Consider the following 20,933-nt stretch of genomic DNA (forward strand, 5'->3'; position numbering starts at 1 on the left):
ATGAATGACCGAATCACAAAAATCGAAGACGTCATGGGCGCCGGCGCGAATCCTTCGACGCCGCATCACGAGCAGGACCATGCCTCCCCTTCAGCCCTGGTCCGTCATTCATGCATGCTCGCCGGGGACGGCGCGCTGACGGCCGACTGCGCCGCGCACATCCTCGCGGCCGGGCATTCGCTGGAAGCGATCCTGTCGAGCGACGCGCTGCTGCAGGCCTGGGCCGCGCGCCACGGGATCCCTTGCGCGGCCAGCGCCGAAGCCCTGGATGCGGCCCTGGCGACGCGCGGGATCGACTGGTTGTTCACGGTGGACAGCGAGCCGGCCTTGCCGGCCGCGCTGCTGGAGCGCGTGCGCCGGGGCCGTTTCGCCTATCGTCACGCGCGGCCCTCGTCGCGGGCCGACGCGGCGCCCCATGCCATCGTCTCGGCGCTGCTGGCGCGGCAAACCCAACATGCGGCCGGCTGGCATGCCGTCGACGCGCGCGGGCAGGCGGGGCCCGCGGCGATATCCTGCCCGGTTGCCATCGATGCCGACGACAGCACGCGCTCGCTGACGCTTAAGTGCGAGCAGGCCGCGAAAGCGGGTTTCGTCGAACTCCTGGCTGCCCTGGATCGAGGAACCCTGCCCGCGTTCGCCGAATCCCCGCACGAATCCCCGCATCAGCCGCGCGACGATGTTCCCGCCGTGTCCGGCCGGCTGCCCGCGGGCGCCTACCTCGACTGGCGGGACAGCGCGCAGGCACTTTGCACCCTGGTACGCGCCCTGGACTTCGGGGAACATCGCCCCAACCCGCTCGGCTGCGCGAAGCTCCTGCTTGGCGATGGCCACAGCGTGCGCCTGTCGCGCATCGAGCGGCTGGATCGACGCTCGGGCCTGCCGGCCGGCAGCCTGGTCGCCCTTCGACAGGACGGCTGGCAAGTCGCCAGCGGCAGCGAGGACCTGCTGATCGGCGGCTTCAGCACGCTCGAGGGCGAGCCGCGACTGCCGCAGGCGCTGGCCAACGAAGCCGGGCTCTCGGAAGGCGCGCGGCTGGCGTCCTTGAGCGAGGCGCAGACCAGCGCGCTGCTCGAAACCCGGCAGGCGCTGGCCGATCGCGAGGCCTTCTGGGCAGCGCGGCTGGCACGCCGCGCGGCACTGCAATTGCCCTTCGAGAAAGCGGCGAGCCACGCCGCACCGCAATGGGCCGCGAGCCCGTGGCAATCATGGCTTGCGGACCGGGCAAGCCCGCCTCGGACCGGTGAACTGCCGGCGCTGTTCGCCGTCTATCTGGCGAGGCTGACCGGCGAGTCGACGCTCCAGCTCGGGTGGCGCGGCGCGCATGAGCCGGCGGCACTGCGGACCTTGGGCTATCTCGCGCCGATCGTTCCGATCGAATTGAGCATCGACGCAGCCCAAACCTGGTCGTCGGTCCTGTCGAACGTGGCAGCCGAGTTGGCGCAGCTTGGCCGCAATCCGGGATTTGCCCGCGATCTCGTCGACAGGTATCCCGAGTTGCGCTCGCCGGCCTCGGCGAGCTCCGCCGATCCCTGGACGATCGGCCTGCACCTGCTCGACCAGGACGCCGAGCCCGACGAATCCACGGTCGATGCCGGCGTCGCCGGCACGCTGCTCACGCTGCAGGTTCGAGCGGACGGGGCATTCCGCTGGATTCACGACGCGAATCGTCTGGATGCCGAACAAATCGAACGCATGAGCACGCATCTGCGCGAACTCGCGCAAAGCCTGTCGGATGCGAACGGTGCCGACATGCCGGTTGGACAGGCCAGGCTGCTGCCGGAAGCCGAGCGCGCGCTGTTGCTGCATGAGTGGAACGCCACCAGCACGCCCTATCCCGAGGACGTCTGCCTTCACCAGCAATTCGAGCAGCAGGTCGAGCGCACGCCCGACGCCGTCGCCCTCGTCTTCGAGGAGCAAACCCTCAGCTATGCCCAGCTCAACGAGCGCGCCAACCAGCTCGCGCACAAGCTCATCGCCCTCGGCGTGCAACCCGATTCCCGCGTCGGCATCTGCCTCCAACGCTCCAGCGCCATGGTCGTCGGACTGCTCGCCATCCTCAAGGCCGGCGGCGCCTACGTCCCCCTCGACCCCGCCTATCCCGGCGAGCGACTCGCTCACATCCTCATCGATGCCGATCCCGGCATCGTGCTCCTCGACGACGCCGGCCGTGCCGCCCTCGGCCAGGACGCGCTCGACGGGCGTCATGGGCTCGACCCCGACGCGCCGCTGCCCGAGCGCCCCACGAGCAACCCCGTCGTGCCGGGCCTGACTTCTCGACACCTCGCCTACGTCATCTACACCTCAGGCTCCACCGGCAAGCCCAAAGGCGCACAGAACGAGCATCGCGCGCTCGTCAATCGCCTCGACTGGATGCAGCGCGCCTACGCTCTCGACGCCTCCGATCGCGTCCTGCAGAAGACCCCCTTCGGCTTCGACGTTTCCGTCTGGGAATTCTTCTGGACCCTGCTCAACGGCGCCACCCTCGTCGTCGCCGCACCCGGCATACAGGGCGACCCCGAAGCCCTGATCGCGCTCATCGGCCGCCAGCGCATCACCACCGCCCACTTCGTCCCCTCGATGCTTAATATCTTCCTGGGCACCGAGGGGGTCCAGGCTTGTACCTCCCTGCAGCGGCTCGTCTGTAGCGGCGAGGCCCTGCCCGTTGCCGCGATCCGGCGCTGCCAGGCCTTGTTGCCCGCCGCGCGGATCCACAATCTCTACGGGCCGACCGAGGCCGCGATCGACGTGACCGCCTGGACCTGCCCGCCGGACTATGCCGGCTCGACGGTCCCCATCGGCCGCCCGATCGCCAATACGCGGATCTACCTGCTCGACGAGCACGGGCAGCCCGTGCCGCTGGGCGCGGTCGGCGAGCTGCATATCGGCGGCGTGGGCGTCGCGCGCGGCTATCTCAATCGGCCCGAACTCACCGCCGAGCGCTTCGTGCGCGATCCCTTCGCCGGTGATGCCGAAGCGCGCATGTATCGCACCGGCGATCTCGCGCGTTACCTGCCCGACGGCAATATCGAATACCTCGGCCGCAATGACTTCCAGGTCAAGATCCGCGGCTTCCGAATCGAGCTCGGCGAGATCGAGGCGCGGCTCGCGGAATATCCCGCCGTGCGCGAGGCGGTCGTGCTCGCGATCGGCGACGGCGCCGACAAGCGCCTGGTCGCCTATGTCGTGGCCGAGCACGACGAGCAGTTGATCGGCGCGATCCGCGACCACCTCGCCGCGCAACTGCCCGACTACATGGTGCCCACCGCCTTCGTGCGGCTCGATGCCCTGCCGCTCAGCCCCAACGGCAAGCTCGATCGCCGCGCGCTGCCCGCGCCCGATTCGTCCGCGCTTGCTCGTCAGGCTTATGAAGCGCCCCAGGGCGAGATCGAATCCGCGCTTGCCGAGATCTGGGCCGAGTTGCTCGATGTCGAGCGTGTCGGCCGCCATGACAGTTTCTTCGCACTCGGCGGGCATTCCCTGCTCGCCGTCCGGCTGACCGAAAAACTGCGCCAGCGAGGGCTGGGACTGGCTGTCCGCGACCTGTTCCAGACCTCCGACCTGAGCGCGCTCGCCCAGCGCCTGGAGCAGCAACGCGGACAATCCCGCGAAATCCAGGTGCCCGACAACCTGATCACGCGCGATACCCAGGCGATCACCCCCGAGCTGCTGCCCCTCGTCAGCCTCACCCAGCCCGAGATCGATCATCTGGTCCAGCAGATTCCCGGCGGTGTGAGCGCCATCCAGGACATCTACGCGCTCTCCCCGCTGCAGGACGGCATCCTCTTCCACCATCTGCTGGCCACCCGCGGCGACCCCTACCTGCTGATCCGCCAGGTCGCCTTCGCCTCGCGCGAGCACCTGGATCGCTATCTCGATGCCGTGCAGCAGGTGATCGCCCGGCACGACATCCTGCGCACCGCCTTCTTCTGGGAAGGCCTGTCTCGCCCCGCGCAAGTCGTGTTGCGCGAGGCGCCGCTGATCCTCACCGAACTGGAATTCGATCCCGTCGACGGCCCCGTCGCCGAGCAACTGGCCCGGCACTTCGATCCGCGCGAGCACCGCATCGACCTGGGCCAGGCCCCGCTTCTGCGCTTCGCCGCCGCCCGGGACGAGCAAGGCCGCTGGCTGCTGATCGAGCGGCTGCATCACCTGGTCGGCGATCACTCCACCGTCGAGATCCTGCACCGGGAAGTCCGCGCCATTCTGGCCGGACACGCCGCCCGGTTGCTGCCGGCCCAGCCGTTCCGCAACGCGATCGCGCAAGCGCGTCTCGGCGTGAGCCAGCAGGAGCATGAAAACTTCTTCCGCGCCATGCTGGCCGAGGTGGACGAACCCACGCTGCCCTTCGGCCTCACCGAGGTGCATCTCGACGGCTCCCGGCTCAACGAAGCGCATCACACGCTGCCATCGCCCCTGAACGACCGTTTGCGCGCGCAGGCACGACGCCTGGGCGTGAGCCTGGCGAGCCTGTGCCACCTGGCCTGGGCGCAAGTGCTCGCTCGCGCCAGCGGACAGGATCGCGTCGTGTTCGGCACCGTCATGTTCGGCCGCATGCAAGCCGGTGAAGGCGCCGACCAGGCCATGGGCCTGTACATCAACACGTTGCCCTTGCGCATGGACCTGGGCGAGACCGGCGTGGAGCAGGCGGTGCGCGACACGCACGCGCTGCTGGCCAGCCTGATCGATCACGAACACGCCTCGCTCGCGCTCGCGCAGCAATGCAGCGGCGTGCCCGCCGGCTCGCCGCTGTTCAGCGCGCTGCTGAACTACGTGCACAGCACGGTTTCGGTCAACGAAGACGATCAGGCCATCGGCCTGGAGTTCCTGAGCGTCCAGGAGCGCTCCAATTACCCGTTCTCGATGTCGGTGGAGGATTTCGGGCACGCCCTGGTCCTGATCGCCCAGTTGGTCGATCCCTTCGATGCGAAGCGCCTTTGCGCTTATTTCGAGCAGGCGCTCGTCAGCGTGGTCGAGGCACTCGATGGGACGCCGGCGATGCCGGTCCGGCAGTTGGAGATCCTGCCGCCCGAGGAACGCGAGCTGCTGCTGCACACCTGGAACGCCACCGAGCAGGCCTATCCCGCCGAGCTCTGCCTTCACCACCAGTTCGAGCTGCATGCCGAACACACCCCCGATGCCGTCGCCCTCGTCTTCGAGGATCGCGCGATCAGCTATGCCCAGCTCAACGCCCAGGCCAACCGGCTCGCGCACGAGCTGATCGCCCTCGGCGTGCGGCCCGATTCCCGCGTCGCCCTCTGCGTCGAGCGTTCGCCGGCCCTCGTCATCGGCCTGCTCGCCATCCTCAAGGCCGGCGGCGCCTATCTCCCGCTCGACCCCGTCTATCCTCCCGAGCGCCTGGCCTATATCCTCGCCGATGCCGATCCCGCCATCGTGCTCGCCGATGCCGCCGGCCGCGCCGCCCTCGGCCACGCCGCGCTCGACGGCCGCCGCCTGCTCGACCCCGACACGCTGCCCGAGCACCCCGCGTCCAACCCCGTCGTGTCCGGCCTCACCTCGCGGCACCTCGCTTATGTGATCTACACCTCCGGCTCCACCGGCAAGCCCAAGGGCGTGATGGTCGAGCACCGCGGAACGCTCAACCTCGCCCAACTCCAGCGCCAGAACTTCTCCATCCTGCCCAGCAGCCGGATCCTCCAGTTCGCCTCCTGCGCCTTCGACGCCAGCGTCTGGGAAGTCGTCATGGCCCTGGGTTGTGGTGCCACCCTCTACCTGCCCTTCACCGCCCTGCTCAAGGACCGCGCCGCCCTGCTGCGCTACCTCGAGCAGCACCGGATCACCCACGCCACCCTGCCGCCGGCCCTGCTTCAAGGCGACAGCGCCATGCTCGATCCCGAGCTCGCCCTGACCTTGATCCTCGCCGGCGAAGCCCCCGGGCCCGGCCTGTTCCAGGCCCTCGCCGAGCACCATGTCGTCTTCAACGCCTACGGCCCGACCGAAAGCACTGTTTGCGCGACGCTCTGGCGGTGTCCGCCAGGCTTCACCGGCGAGACGATCCCGATCGGCAAGCCCATCGCCAACACGCGCATCTACCTGCTCGACGCGCACGGGCAGCCCGTACCGCTGGGCGCGGTCGGTGAACTCCATATCGGCGGCGACGGCCTCGCGCGCGGCTACCTCAACCGCCCCGAGCTCACCGCCGAGCGCTTCCTCGACGACCCGTTCGACCCGCGCCCAGGCGCTCGCATGTATCGCAGCGGCGACCTCGCCCGCTATCTGCCCGACGGCAATATCGTCTTCCTCGGTCGTAACGATCACCAGGTCAAGATCCGCGGCTTCCGGATCGAGCTCGGCGAGATCGAAGCCCGGCTGGCCGCGCATTCCGCGGTGCGCGAGGCAGTCGTGCTCGCGATCGGCGACGGCGCCGACAAGCGCCTGGTCGCCTACGTGGTGGCCGAGCATGACGAGCAGTTGATCGGCGCGATCCGCGATCACCTCGCCGCGCAACTGCCCGACTACATGGTGCCCACCGCCTTCGTGCGGCTCGATGCGCTGCCGCTGACACCCAATGGCAAGCTCGATCGTCGCGCGCTGCCCGCGCCGGATCAGTCCGCGCTGGTCAGGCAGGCCTATGAAGCGCCGCAAGGCGAGATCGAATCCGCGCTCGCCGAAATCTGGGCCACGCTGCTCGACATCGAGCGCGTCGGTCGTCACGACAGCTTCTTCGCGCTCGGCGGGCATTCCCTGCTCGCCGTGCAACTGATCAGCCGCATCGCCGCGCTGGGTGTCGAACTACCGCTGGCCAGCCTGTTCGCGTCCCCGACCCTCGCGGGCCTGTCCTCGGTCATTGCCGAGCGCGGGCACCAGGGCGCCGTCGCCCTGCCGCCCATCACGCCGCTGGCGCGCGAGGGCGAGCTGGCCTTGTCGTTCTCCCAGCAGCGGCTGTGGTTCCTGGCCCAACTCGACGGCGTCAGCGCCACCTATCACATGCCGCTGGCGCTGCGCCTGCAAGGCCGGCTCGATCAAGCTGCATGGCAGCGCGCGCTCGACACCCTGCTCGATCGCCACGAGGCGCTGCGCTCGGTGTTCGTCACCGTCCAGGGCCAGCCGCGAGTGCGGCTGCTGCCGGTCGGCACCGCCTTGCCCGTCACGCACCACGATCTGCGCGGCGCGCCCGACGCCCGGCAGCAACTGCAGGCCATCAGCAGCCAGGAAGTCCATGCCGGCTTCGATCTCGAACAGGGCCCGCTGATCCGCGCCCGCCTGATCCGCTTGAGCGAGAGCGAGCATGCGTTCCTGCTGACCCAGCATCACATCGTCTCGGACGGCTGGTCCCTGGACGTGCTGCTCGGCGAGCTGCAGGCGCTCTATCACGCTTACCTGCACGGCCGGCCCGATCCGCTCGCGCCGCTGGCCATCCAGTATCCCGACTACGCCGCCTGGCAGCGCCAGTGGCTCACGGGCGAACGCCTGCAGGCCCAGGTCGACTACTGGCGCGACACGCTCGCCGATGCGCCGGTCCTGCTCGACCTGCCCACCGATCGCCCCCGTCCCGCGCAGCAATCCTTCGTCGGCGCCCATGTGCCGGTGCGCTTCGACGCCGAACTCACGCAGGCGCTCAGGCGCCTCGCGCAAACCCATGGCGTCACGCCGTACATGATCGTGATGGCCGCCTGGGCCGCCGTGCTCGCGCGGCTGTCGGGCCAGCAGGACATCGTGATCGGCACGCCCAGCGCGAATCGCAATCGCCAGGAGGTCGAGCCGCTGATCGGCTTCTTCGTCAACACGCTGGCACTGCGACTGGATCTGTCCGGCGCGCCCGACGCCGCCACCCTGCTCGCGCGCGTGCGCCAGGCGGCGCTGGCCGCGCAGGACCACCAGGACCTGCCATTCGAGCAGGTGGTCGAGATCGTCAACCCGCCGCGCAACCTGGGCCATGCCCCGCTGTTCCAGGTGATGTTCGCTTGGCAATCCCGACAAGGCGCCTCGCTGGACCTGCCGGGACTGGAGGCGACGCCGCTGCCGCTGGCCTATGACGCGGTGAATTTCGATCTGGAGCTGGCGCTCGAGGAAAGCGGGCATGACATCGCCGGCACCCTCAACTATTCGACGGCGCTGTTCGAACCGGGCACGATCGAGCGGCAGCTCGTCTATCTGCGCGCGATGCTGCTGGCAATGGTGCGCGACGAAGCACGAGCGATCGACAGTTTCGACATCCTGCCGCCCGAGGAACGCGAGCTGCTGCTGCACACCTGGAACGCCACCGAGCAGGCCTATCCCGCCGAGCTCTGCCTGCACCACCAGTTCGAGCTGCATGCCGAACACACACCCGATGCCGTCGCCCTCGTCTTCGAGGATCGCGCGATCAGCTATGCCCAGCTCAACGCCCAGGCCAACCGGCTCGCGCACGAGCTGATCGCCCTCGGCGTGCGGCCCGATTCCCGCGTCGCCCTCTGCGTCGAGCGTTCGCCGGCCCTCGTCATCGGCCTGCTCGCCATCCTCAAGGCCGGCGGCGCCTATCTCCCGCTCGACCCCGCCTATCCTCCCGAGCGCCTGGCCTACATCCTCGCCGATGCCGATCCCGCCATCGTGCTCGCCGATGCCGCCGGCCGCGCCGCCCTCGGCGAGGCCGCGCTCGACGGCCGCCGCCTGCTCGACCCCGACGCGCTGCCCGAGCACCCTGCGTCCAACCCCGTCGTGCCCGGCCTCACCTCGCGGCACCTCGCCTATGTGATCTACACCTCGGGCTCCACCGGCAAGCCCAAGGGCGTAATGGTCGAGCACCGCGGAACGCTCAACCTCGCTCAACTCCAGCGCCAGAACTTCTCCATCCTGCCCAGCAGCCGGATCCTCCAGTTCGCCTCCTGCGCCTTCGATGCCAGTGTCTGGGAAGTCGTCATGGCCCTGGGTTGCGGCGCCACGCTCTACCTGCCCTTCACCGCCCTGCTCAAGGACCGCGCCGCCCTGCTGCGCTACCTCGAGCAGCACCGGATCACCCACGCCACCCTGCCGCCGGCCCTGCTCCAAGGCGACAGCGCCGTGCTCGATCCCGAGCTCGCCCTGACCTTGATCCTCGCCGGCGAAGCCCCCGGGCCCGGCCTGTTCCAGGCCCTCGCCGAGCACCATGTCGTCTTCAACGCCTACGGCCCGACCGAAAGCACTGTTTGCGCGACGCTCTGGCAATGTCCGACAGGCTTCACCGGCGAGACGATCCCGATCGGCAAGCCCATCGCCAACACCCGCATCTACCTGCTCGACGCGCACGGGCAGCCCGTGCCGCTGGGCGCGGTCGGCGAACTCCATATCGGCGGCGATGGCCTCGCGCGCGGCTATCTCAACCGTCCCGAGCTCACCGCCGAGCGCTTCCTCGACGACCCGTTCGACCCGCGCCCAGGCGCTCGCATGTATCGCAGCGGCGACCTCGCCCGCTATCTGCCCGACGGCAATATCGTCTTCCTTGGCCGTAACGATCACCAGGTCAAGATCCGCGGCTTCCGGATCGAGCTCGGCGAGATCGAGGCCCGGCTGGCCGCGCATTCCGCGGTGCGCGAGGCAGTCGTGCTCGCGATCGGCGACGGCGCCGACAAGCGCCTGGTCGCCTACGTGGTGGCCGAGCATGACGAGCAGTTGATCGGCGCGCTCCGCGATCACCTCGCCGCGCAACTGCCCGACTACATGGTGCCCACCGCCTTCGTGCGGCTCGATGCGCTGCCGCTGACACCCAATGGCAAGCTCGATCGTCGCGCGCTGCCCGCGCCGGATCAGTCCGCGCTGGTCAGGCAGGCCTACGAAGCGCCCCAAGGCGAGATCGAATCCGCGCTCGCCGAAATCTGGGCCACGCTGCTCGACATCGAGCGCGTCGGTCGTCACGACAGCTTCTTCGCGCTCGGCGGGCATTCCCTGCTCGCCGTGCAGTTGACCGAGCAACTGCGCCAGCGAGGCTTGAGCCTGGCCGTGCGCGACCTGTTCCAGGCGCCGGTCCTGAGCGCGCTCGCCCAGCGTCTGGAACAGCAGCGCGGGCAATCCCGCGAAATCCAGGTGCCCGACAACCTGATCACGCGCGATACCCAGGCGATCACCCCCGAACTGCTGCCCCTCGTCAGCCTCACCCAGCCCGAGATCGATCATCTGGTCCAGCAGGTGCCGGGCGGCGTGAGCGCCATCCAGGACATCTACGCGCTTTCCCCGCTGCAGGACGGCATCCTCTTCCACCATCTGCTGGCCACCCGCGGCGACCCCTATCTGTTGATCCTCCAGGTGGCCTTCGCCTCGCGCGAGCACCTGGATCGTTACCTCGATGCCGTGCAACTGGTGATCGCGCGTCACGACGTGCTGCGCACCGCCTTCGTCTGGGAAGGCTTGTCCCGTCCGGCACAGGTGGTATGGCGCGACGCGCCGCTCGCGTTCACCGAATTGAGCCTCGATCCCGCCGAGGGGCCCGTGGCCGAGCAACTGGCCCGACGCTTCGATCCGCGCGAGCATCGCATCGACCTGGGCCAGGCGCCGCTGCTGCGCTTCGCCGCCGCCCGGGACGAACAGGGCCGCTGGCTGCTGGTCGAGCTGCTGCATCACCTGATCGGCGATCACTCCACCATGGAGATACTGCACCGCGAGGTGCAAGCCATCCTGGCCGGACGCGCCGACCAGTTGTCGCCCCCGCAACCATTCCGCAACCTGGTGGCGCAGGCGCATCTCGGCGTGAGTCAGCAGGAGCACGAAGCTTTCTTCCGCGCCATGCTGGGCGATGTCGAGGAGCCCACGCTGCCCTTCGGCCTCACCGAGGTGCACCTCGACGGCTCGCGGGTGGTCGAGGCCCAGCGCATGCTGCCGCAGGCACTGAACGACCAGTTGCGCGCGCAGGCACGGCGCCTGGGCGTGAGCCTGGCGAGCCTGTGCCACCTCGCCTGGGCACAGGTGCTCGCCCGCGCCAGCGGGCAGGATCGCGTCGTGTTCGGCACCGTGCTGTTCGGCCGGATGCAGGGCGGTGCGGGCGCCGACCAGGCGATGGGCCTGTTCATCAACACCCTGCCCCTGCGCGTGGATCTCGACGATACCGGCGTGGAGCAGGCGGTGCACGACACGCACTCGCTGCTGGCCAGCCTGCTCGACCACGAACACGCCTCGCTCGCGCTGGCCCAGCAATGCAGCGGCGTGCCCGCCGGCTCGCCGCTGTTCAGCGCGCTGCTGAACTACCGCCACAACGTGGTGGCGGTCGAGCAGGAAAACGCCGAGTCGGGGATCGACTTCCTGCATGGAGAGGAACGCACCAACTATCCGCTCACGCTTGCCGTGGAGGACTTCGGCAATGCCCTGGGCGTGACCACCCAGGTGGTGGACAGGCTCGATGCCGAACGCGTCGGGAACTACCTCGTCCAGGCACTGGAAAGCCTGGCCGAGGCACTCGACCGGACGCCTGCGCTACCGGTCCGGCAACTGGAAATCCTGCCGCCCGAGGAACGCGCGCTATTGCTCGACGCCTGGAATCCCGGCCTCGACACGCCAGCCGAGGCGTCTTGCGTTCATCGGCACATCGAACGACAGGCCGAGCGCACGCCCGATGCCGCCGCGCTCGTCTTCGAGGAGCAAACGCTCGGTTATGCCCAGCTCAACGAGCGCGCCAACCGGCTCGCGCACGAGCTGATCGCGCTCGGCGTGCGGCCCGATTCGCTCGTCGCCCTCTGCGTCGAGCGTTCGATCGCGATGGTCGTCGGCCTGCTCGCCGTCCTCAAGGCCGGCGGCGCCTACGTCCCGCTCGACCCCGCCTATCCCGGCGAGCGACTGGCCCATATCCTCGCCGATGCCGATCCCGACATCGTGCTCGTCGATGCCGCCGGCCGTGCCGCCCTAGGCGAGGCCGCGCTGGCAGGGCGTCGCCAGCTCGACCCGAATGCGCTGCCCGATCGCCCCGCGACGAACCCGGTCGTGCCGGGTTTGACGTCGCGGCACCTCGCCTATGTGATCTACACCTCCGGCTCCACCGGCACGCCCAAAGGCGTCATGGTCGAGCATCGCGGCCTCGCCAATCTGATGAGCTGGTATCTCGGAGAGGTCGGGCTCGGGGCCGAGGACACGGTGCTGATCGTCACCTCGCACAACTTCGACCTGACGCAGAAGAACCTGCTCGGCCCGCTGATGGTGGGCGGCAGCCTGCATCTGGCCAGGCCGCGCTTCGAGCCGGCCTCGATCCTGGCGCAGATCCGCGGCGAGGGCATCGATCACCTCAACCTGTCGCCGAGCGCCTTCCATGCGCTGATCGACGCCGATACCGGCCACGACCTCGCTCGCCTGCGCCGCGTCGTGCTCGGCGGCGAACCGATCCAGGCGGCCAAGCTCGCCGGCATCGCCGCGCCGCGGCCGGTGTTCGTCAACAGCTACGGCCCGACCGAATGCAGCGACGTGGCCGGCTGGCATGTGCTGTCGCCGGAACTGGAGACTTACCACGACGCGCCGGTGCCCTTGGGCAAGCCGATTCCTCATGCGCGGATTCATCTGCTCGACGCGCACGGCCGGCTGGTGCCGCTGGGCGTGCCCGGCGAACTCTGCATCGGCGGCGTGGGCGTCGCGCGCGGCTATCTCAACCGCCCCGAACTCACCGCCGAGCGCTTCGTGCGCGACCCCTTCGCCAGTGATGTCGACGCTCGCATGTATCGCACCGGCGATCTCGCCCGCTACCTGCCCGACGGCAATATCGAATACCTCGGCCGCAACGACTTCCAGGTCAAGATCCGTGGTTTCCGAATCGAGCTCGGCGAGATCGAGGCTCGGCTCGCGGAATATCCCGCCGTGCGCGAGGCGGTCGTGCTCGCACTCGGCGAAGGCGCCGACAAGCGTTTGGTCGCCTATGTCGTGGCCGAGCACGACGAGCAGTTGATCGGCGCCATCCGCGATCACCTCGCCGCGCAACTGCCCGACTACATGGTGCCCACTGCCTTCGTGCGGCTCGATGCCCTGCCGCTCAGCCCCAACGGCAAGCTCGATCGCCGCGCGCTGCCCGCGCCCGATTCGTCCGCGCTTGCTCGTCAGGCTTATGAAGCGCCCCAGGGCGAGATCGAATCCGCGCTTGCCGAGATCTGGGCCGAGTTGCTCGATGTCGAGCGTGTCGGCCGCCATGACAGTTTCTTCGCACTCGGCGGGCATTCCCTGCTCGCCGTGCGGCTGACCGAACAACTGCGCCAGCGAGGACTGGGATTGGCTGTCCGCGACCTGTTCCAGACCTCCGACCTGAGCGCGCTCGCCCAGCGCCTGGAGCAGCAACGCGGACAATCCCGCGAAATCCAGGTGCCCGACAACCTGATCACGCGCGAGACCCAAGCGATCACGCCCGAGTTGCTGCCCCTCGTCAGCCTCACCCAGCCCGAGATCGACCATCTGGTCCAGCAGGTGCCGGGCGGCGTGAGCGCCATCCAGGACATCTACGCGCTCTCCCCACTGCAGGACGGCATCCTCTTCCACCATCTGCTCGCCACCCGCGGCGACCCCTACCTGCTGATCCGCCAGGTCGCCTTCGCCTCGCGCGAGCACCTGGATCGCTATCTCGATGCCGTGCAGCAGGTGATCGCCCGGCACGACATCCTGCGCACCGCCTTCTTCTGGGAAGGCCTGTCTCGCCCCGCGCAAGTCGTGTTGCGCGAGGCGCCGCTGATCCTCACCGAACTGGAATTCGATCCCGTCGACGGCCCCGTCGCCGAGCAACTAGCCCGGCACTTCGATCCGCGCGAGCACCGCATCGACCTGGGCCAAGCCCCGCTGCTGCGCTTCGCCGCCGCCCGGAACGAGCAAGGCCGCTGGCTGCTGATCGAGCTGCTGCATCACCTGATCGGCGATCACTCCACCACGGAGATCCTGCATCGCGAGGTGCAGGCCATCCTGGCGCAACGCACCGCCCAGTTGCCGTCGCCGCAACCGTTCCGCAACCTCGTGGCGCAGGCGCACCTCGGCGTGAGTCGGCAGGAGCACGAAACGTTCTTCCGCGCCATGCTGGCCGATGTCGAGGAACCCACCTTGCCGTTCGGCCTTACCGAGGTGCATCTCGACGGCTCGCGCGTCATCGAAGCCCATCGCATGCTGCCGCAGGCGCTGAACGACCGCCTGCGCGCGCAGGCACGGCGCCTGGGCGTGAGCCTGGCGAGCCTGTGCCACCTGGCCTGGGCGCAAGTGCTCGCTCGGGCCAGCGGACAGGATCGCGTCGTGTTCGGCACCGTCATGTTCGGGCGCATGCAGGGAGGCGCGGGCGCCGACCAGGCCATGGGCCTGTTCATCAACACCCTGCCCCTGCGCATGGACCTGGGCGAGACCGGCGTGGAGCAGGCGGTGCGCCACACGCATACGCTGCTGGCCAGCCTGATCGATCACGAACACGCCTCGCTCGCGCTCGCGCAGCAATGCAGCGGCGTGCCCGCCGGCTCGCCCCTGTTCAGCGCGCTGCTGAACTACCGTCACAACGTGGTGGCCGTCGATCAGGAAAACGCCGATTCCGGCATCGAGTTCCTCCATGCGGAGGAACGTACCAACTACCCCCTCACGCTCTCGGTGGAGGACTTCGGCGACAGCCTGGGCCTGACCGCCCAGGTGGTCGACACGCTCGATGCCGCGCGCGTGAACGCCTACCTCGCGCAAGCCCTGGCGAGCCTGGCCGACGCGCTCGACGAGACGCCGGCGCTGCCGGTCCGGCAACTGGAGATCCTGCCGCCCGAGGAACGCGCGCTGTTGCTGAACAACTGGAACGAAGCGGCGCGGCGCTTTGCGTCGGATCGGTGTTCGCACCAGCAGTTCGAGCGGCAGGCCGAGCGCACGCCCGATGCCGTCGCGCTCGTCTTCGAGGAGCAAACGCTCAGCTATGCCCAGCTCAACGCCCGGGCCAACCGGCTCGCGCACGAACTGATCGCGCTCGGCGTGCAGCCCGACACGCGCGTCGCCCTCAGCGTGGAGCGATCGCCGGCGATCGTCGTCGGCCTGCTCGCCATCCTCAAGGCCGGCGGCGCCTATGTGCCGCTCGACCCGGTATATCCCGGCGAGCGGCTGGCCCACATCCTCGCCGATGCCGATCCCGCCATCGTGCTCGCCGATGCGGCCGGTCGTGCCGCCCTCGGCGAGGCCGCGCTGGCCAGGCGTCATGTGCTCGACCCCAATGCGCTGCCCGAACGCCCGGCCGGCAACCCGAGCGTGCCCGGCCTCGCTTCGCATCACCTCGCCTATGTGATCTACACCTCCGGCTCCACCGGCAAGCCCAAGGGCGTGATGGTCGAGCATCGCCAGGTGGAACGCCTGTTCGAAGCCACCGCGCACTGGTATCGCTTCGACGAGCGGGACGTCTGGTGCCTGTTCCACTCGTTCGCCTTCGACTTCTCGGTCTGGGAAATCTGGGGGGCATTGCGCCACGGCGGCACCCTGCTCATCGTGCCGCACCCGGTCGCGCGCTCGCCCGAAGCCTTCCATCGACTGGTCTGCCGGCATGGCGTCACCGTACTCAACCAGACCCCCAGCGCCTTCAAGACCTTCATCGCCGCCGCACGGCAGAACCCCTTGCCGGACCGGCTGCGCTACGTGGTCTTCGGCGGCGAAGCACTCGAACCCAGCATCCTGCAGAGCTGGTACGCCGGGCGCGACGCGAACCCGCCCCAGTTGGTCAATATGTACGGCATCACCGAGACCACCGTGCACGTCACCTATCGCGCGCTCGGCCCGAGCGACGCCCAGCAGGGCGGCAGCCCGATCGGGCGGCCGATTCCCGACCTGAGGCTCTACCTGCTCGACGCGCATCGCCAGCCGGTGCCGCTGGGCGCGGTCGGCGAGCTGCATATCGGCGGCGACGGCGTCGCGCGCGGCTATCTCAACCGCCCCGAACTCAATGCCGAGCGTTTCCTCGACGATCCCTTCGTCGAGCAGGCCGATGCCCGCATGTATCGCACCGGCGACCTCGCGCGCTACCTGCCCGACGGCAGCCTGGTGTTCCTCGGCCGCAACGATCACCAGGTCAAGATCCGCGGCTTCCGCATCGAGCTCGGCGAAATCGAGGCGCGCCTGGCCGCGCATCCGGCCGTGCGCGAGGCGGTGGTGCTCGCGCTCGGCGAGGCGGCCGACAAGCGCCTGGTCGCCTACGTGGTGGCCGGACACGACCCGCTGCTGGCCGGCGCGCTGCGCGATCACCTCGCGGCGCAACTGCCCGACTACATGGTGCCCGCTGCCTTCGTGCGGCTCGACGCGCTGCCCCTGACGCCCAATGGCAAGCTCGACAGCCGCGCGCTGCCGGCGCCGGACCAGGCCGCGCTGGCCAGCCAGGCCTACGAGGCGCCCGAGGGCGAGACCGAATGCGCGCTGGCCGCGATCTGGGCCGAGCTGCTGGAAGTGGAACGCGTCGGCCGCCACGACAGCTTCTTCGCGCTCGGCGGCCACTCGCTGCTCGCCGTGCGCCTGATCGAGGAACTGCGCAAGGCCTTCGGCGTGAAATTCCACCTGGCGACGCTGTACCAGCAACCCCTGCTCGCGCAACTGGCGGACGCCTTGATCTCCTTGCAGATCGCTCAATACGCGGACGGAGACATCGAGGATCTGGAACAGGAACTCGGCTCGCTGTCCGACGACGACTTACTGAAGATTTTATCGGCGGGTACCTAAATGAATAATCTGACGGATAACTCCAATCGGCTCAAACGCGAAGCCCTGCTCAAGATTCTTCAGCAACGCAACACCCGCCAGCCCGAGCCGGTCGAACCCGAGCTGCGTGCCCGAAGCGATCGGCAAGCCGAGCTGCCGCTGTCGTTCGCCCAGCAGCGGCTGTGGTTCCTGGCCCAGCTCGACGGCGTCAGCGCCACCTACCACATCCCGCTGGCGCTGCGCCTGCGAGGCCGGCTCGATCAAGCAGCATGGCAGCGCGCGCTCGACACCCTGCTCGATCGTCACGAGGCGCTGCGCTCGACCTTCGTGGCGATCGGCGGCCAGCCGCAGGTGCGGCTGCTGCCGGTGGGCACCGCCCTGCCCATCACGCGTCACGATCTGCGTGACGTGCCCGACGCGCAGCAGCAGTTGCAGCGCATCGGCACGCAGGAGGCCCATGCCCCCTTCGATCTCGAACGCGGCCCGCTGATCCGCGGCTGCCTGATCCGCCTGGCCGAGGACGAACATGCGTTCCTGCTGACCCAGCATCACATCGTGGCCGACGGCTGGTCCTTCGAGGTCCTGCTGCGCGAATTGCAGGCGCTCTATGGCGCTTATCTCGATGGCTTGCCCGATCCGCTCGCGCCGCTGGCCATCCAGTATCCCGACTATGCCGCCTGGCAACGCCAGTGGCTCACGGGCGAACGCCTGCAGGCACAGGTCGACTACTGGCGCGGCACGCTCGCCGATGCGCCGGTCCTGCTCGAGCTGCCCACCGATCGGCCTCGTCCCGCGCAGCAGTCGTTCGCCGGTGCTCACGTGCCGGTGCGCTTCGACGCCGAGCTCACGCAGGCGCTCAGGCGCCTGGCGCAAACCCATGGCGTGACGCTGTTCATGACCGTGATGGCCGCCTGGGCCGTCGTGCTCGCGCGTCTGTCGGGCCAGCAGGACCTGGTGATCGGCACCCCCAGCGCGAACCGCAACCGCCGCGAAATCGCGCCGCTGATCGGCTTCTTCGTCAACACGCTGGCGCTGCGCCTGGATCTGTCCGGCGCGCCCGACACCGCCACCCTGCTCGCGCGCGTGCGCCAGGCCGCCTTGGCCGCGCAGGATCACCAGGACCTGCCCTTCGAGCAGGTCGTCGAGATCGTCAACCCGCCCCGCAGCCTGGGATATACGCCGCTGTTCCAGGCGATGTTCGCCTGGCAGTCCCGACAAGGGCAGTCGCTGCCGCTGCCGGGCGTGGACGTCACGCCGCTGCCGCTGGCCTACGATTCGGCCAAGTTCGACCTGGAGCTGTCGCTCGAGGAGAACGGCGAGGAGATCGCCGGCGCGCTCAGCTACGCGACGGCGCTGTACGATCCGGCCACCATGGAACGGCATGTCGCCTACCTGGGAGCGGTGCTGCTCGCCATGACGCGGAACGACGCGCGATCCGTGCACCGGCTGCCGCTGCTCGCCGAGGCCGAGCGCGACCAGTTGCTGTATCGATGGAACGACACCGATACGGCGTTCCCGCGGGAACGCTGCATCGCCTCGCTGTTCGAGGCGCAGGCGCTAGACACGCCCGATGCGATCGCGGTGGCGTTCGACCACGACACGCTCACCTATGCCGCACTCAATACCCGGGCCAACCGGCTTGCCCATCATCTGCTCGATCTCGGCGTGGGCCCCGACGTCCGAGTCGCCTTGTGCGTCGAACGCAGCCTCGACCTGGTGGTCGGCGCGCTCGCCATCCTCAAGGCCGGCGGCGCCTACGTGCCGCTCGACCCCGGTTATCCCGCCGAGCGCCTGCAGTTCATGCTCGAGGACAGCGAACCGGTCGCGCTGCTGACACAGCGCCGCCTGCAAGCTTCGATCGCCGGCAGCGCCGCCATCCCGGTGGTGCTGCTCGACGATCCCGAAGCCGCCTGGCACGACCTCGACGCCGCCAACCCCGACGCGGCGGCGCAGGGCCTCACCGCGCGGCACCTCGCCTATGTGGTCTATACCTCGGGCTCGACCGGCACGCCGAAGGGCGTGATGGTCCCGCACCACGGCGTGGTCAGGCTGGTGCGCGACACCAATTATTTCCAGGTGCAGCCGGACGCCGCCTTCGCGCTCGCCTCCAACACGTCCTTCGACGCGGCCACCTTCGAGATCTGGGCTCCCTTGCTGAACGGCGCGCGCATCGAGGTGATCCGGCAGGAAACCCTGCTCTCGCCTGCCGCGCTGGCCGCGAAGCTCAAGCAGAGCAAGGTCACCGCCCTGTTCCTGACCACCGCGTTGTTCAACCAGATCGCGCGCGAGCCGGTCGATGCCTTCAGCGAACTGCATTACCTGATGTTCGGCGGCGAAGCGGTGGATCCGCAATGCGTCGCCCAGGTGCTGCGGCGCGGCAAGCCGCGGCACCTGCTGCATGTCTACGGCCCCACCGAAACCGTGACCTTCGCCAGCTGGTACGAGGTCGACCGCGTCGAGCCGGGCGAGAACGTCCCGATCGGCCGGCCAATCTCGAACACCCGCTTCTACGTTCTCGACGAACACGGCGAGCCGGTTCCGATCGGCGCGCCGGGCGAGCTGTATATCGGCGGGGCCGGCGTGGTGCGCGGCTACCTGAACCGGCCCGAACTCAGCGCCGAGCGCTTCGTCGACGACCCCTACGCCGCCCAGGCCGGTGCCCGCCTGTATCGCACCGGCGATCTCGTGCGCTATCGGCCCGACGGCAATCTCGAGTTCATCGGCCGCAACGACTTCCAGGTCAAGATCCGGGGCTTTCGCATCGAGCTCGGCGAAATCGAGGCCCGGATCATGGCTCGGCCCGAGATCCGCAGCGCCGTGGTCATCGCGCGCGAGGACCAGCCCGGCAACAAGCGCGTGGTCGCCTACTGCGTGCCGGAGGATGGCCTCGACGCGCCCCTCGACGTCGAGGCGCTGCACACGCACCTGCTCGCCACCATGCCGGCCTACATGGTGCCGGCCGCCTATGTGAGCCTCGACGCCCTGCCGCTGACGCCCAACGGCAAGCTCGACCGCCGCGCGCTGCCCGTGCCGGATTCGTCCGCGCTCGCCCGTCAGGCTTATGAAGCGCCCCAAGGCGAGATCGAATCCGCGCTCGCCGAAATCTGGGCCGAGCTGCTCGGCGTCGAGCGCGTCGGCCGCCACGATGGTTTCTTCTCGCTCGGCGGGCATTCCCTGCTCGCCGTGCGGCTGATCAGCCGCATCGCCGCGCTCGGCACCGAGCTGCCTCTCGCCAGCCTGTTCGCCTCGCCCACGCTCGCCGGCCTGGCCACGATCATTGCCGACCGGCTGGAGCAGGGCGCCGCCGCGCTGCCGCCCATCACGCCGATTTCGCGCGACGGCGAGCTGCCGCTCTCCTTCGCCCAGCAGCGGCTGTGGTTCCTGGCCCAGCTGGACGGCGTCAGCGCCACCTATCACATCCCGCTGGCGCTGCGCCTGCAAGGCAGGCTCGATCAAGCAGCATGGCAGCGCGCGCTCGACACCCTGCTCGATCGTCACGAGGCGCTGCGCTCGGTATTCGTCGCGGTCCAGGGCCAGCCGCAGGTGCGGCTGCTGCCGGTCGGCACCGCCTTGCCCGTCACGCATCACGACCTGCGCGATGCGCCCGACGCGCAGCAGCAGTTGCAGGCCATCAGCGCCCAGGAGGCGCATGCGCCCTTCGACCTGGAGCACGGCCCGCTGATCCGCGCTCGCCTGGTCCGCCTGAGCGAGGACGAACATGCGTTCCTGCTGACCCAGCATCACATCGTCTCGGACGGCTGGTCCTTCGACGTCCTGTTCAGCGAACTGCAGGCGCTCTATCGGGCCTGCCTGGATGGCCGGCCCGATCCGCTCGCGCCGCTGGCGGTCCAGTACCCCGACTACGCGGCCTGGCATCGACAACTGCTGTCGGGCGAGCGCCTGCAGGCCCAGGGCGAGTATTGGCGCGACACGCTCGCCGATGCGCCGGTCCGGCTCGACCTGCCCACCGACCATCCCCGTCCCGCGCAGCAGTCGTTCGCCGGCGCCCATGCACCGCTGCAACTGGATGCCGGGCTCACCGCGGCGCTGCGCCGCCTGTCGCAAGCGCATGGCGTGACGCTGTTCATGACCGTGATGGCCGCCTGGGCCGCCGTGCTCGCGCGTCTGTCGGGCCAGCAGGACATCGTGATCGGCACGCCCAGCGCGAATCGCAATCGCCAGGAGGTCGAGCCGCTGATCGGTTTCTTCGTCAACACGCTGGCGCTGCGCCTGGATCTGTCCGGCACGCCCGACGCCGCCGCCTTGCTCGCGCGCGTGCGTCAGGCGGCGCTGGCCGCGCAGGATCACCAGGACCTGCCCTTCGAGCAGGTCGTCGAGATCGTCAACCCGTCCCGCAACCTGAATCACACGCCGCTGTTCCA

At 69.2% G+C, this 20,933-nt stretch carries 2 protein-coding genes (1 of these 2 running past the window's edge); both read left to right on the plus strand.

Going from position 1 to position 20,933, the window contains the following annotated elements:
* On the plus strand, positions 1-16,572 hold the full coding sequence (locus F3J18_RS05750) for a non-ribosomal peptide synthetase (RefSeq protein ID WP_166911881.1): 16,572 nt from the start codon (positions 1-3) through the stop codon (positions 16,570-16,572).
* Positions 16,573-20,933 carry the beginning of a non-ribosomal peptide synthase/polyketide synthase gene (locus tag F3J18_RS05755; protein ID WP_166911883.1) on the plus strand. 12,565 nt of this gene lie beyond the right edge of the window, so the window shows 4,361 of its 16,926 coding nt (coding positions 1-4,361); the start codon lies at positions 16,573-16,575; the stop codon falls past the right edge of the window.

The organism is Burkholderia sp. Ax-1720, from assembly GCF_011753035.1.
Classification (GTDB): Bacteria; Pseudomonadota; Gammaproteobacteria; order Burkholderiales; family Burkholderiaceae; genus Burkholderia; species Burkholderia gladioli.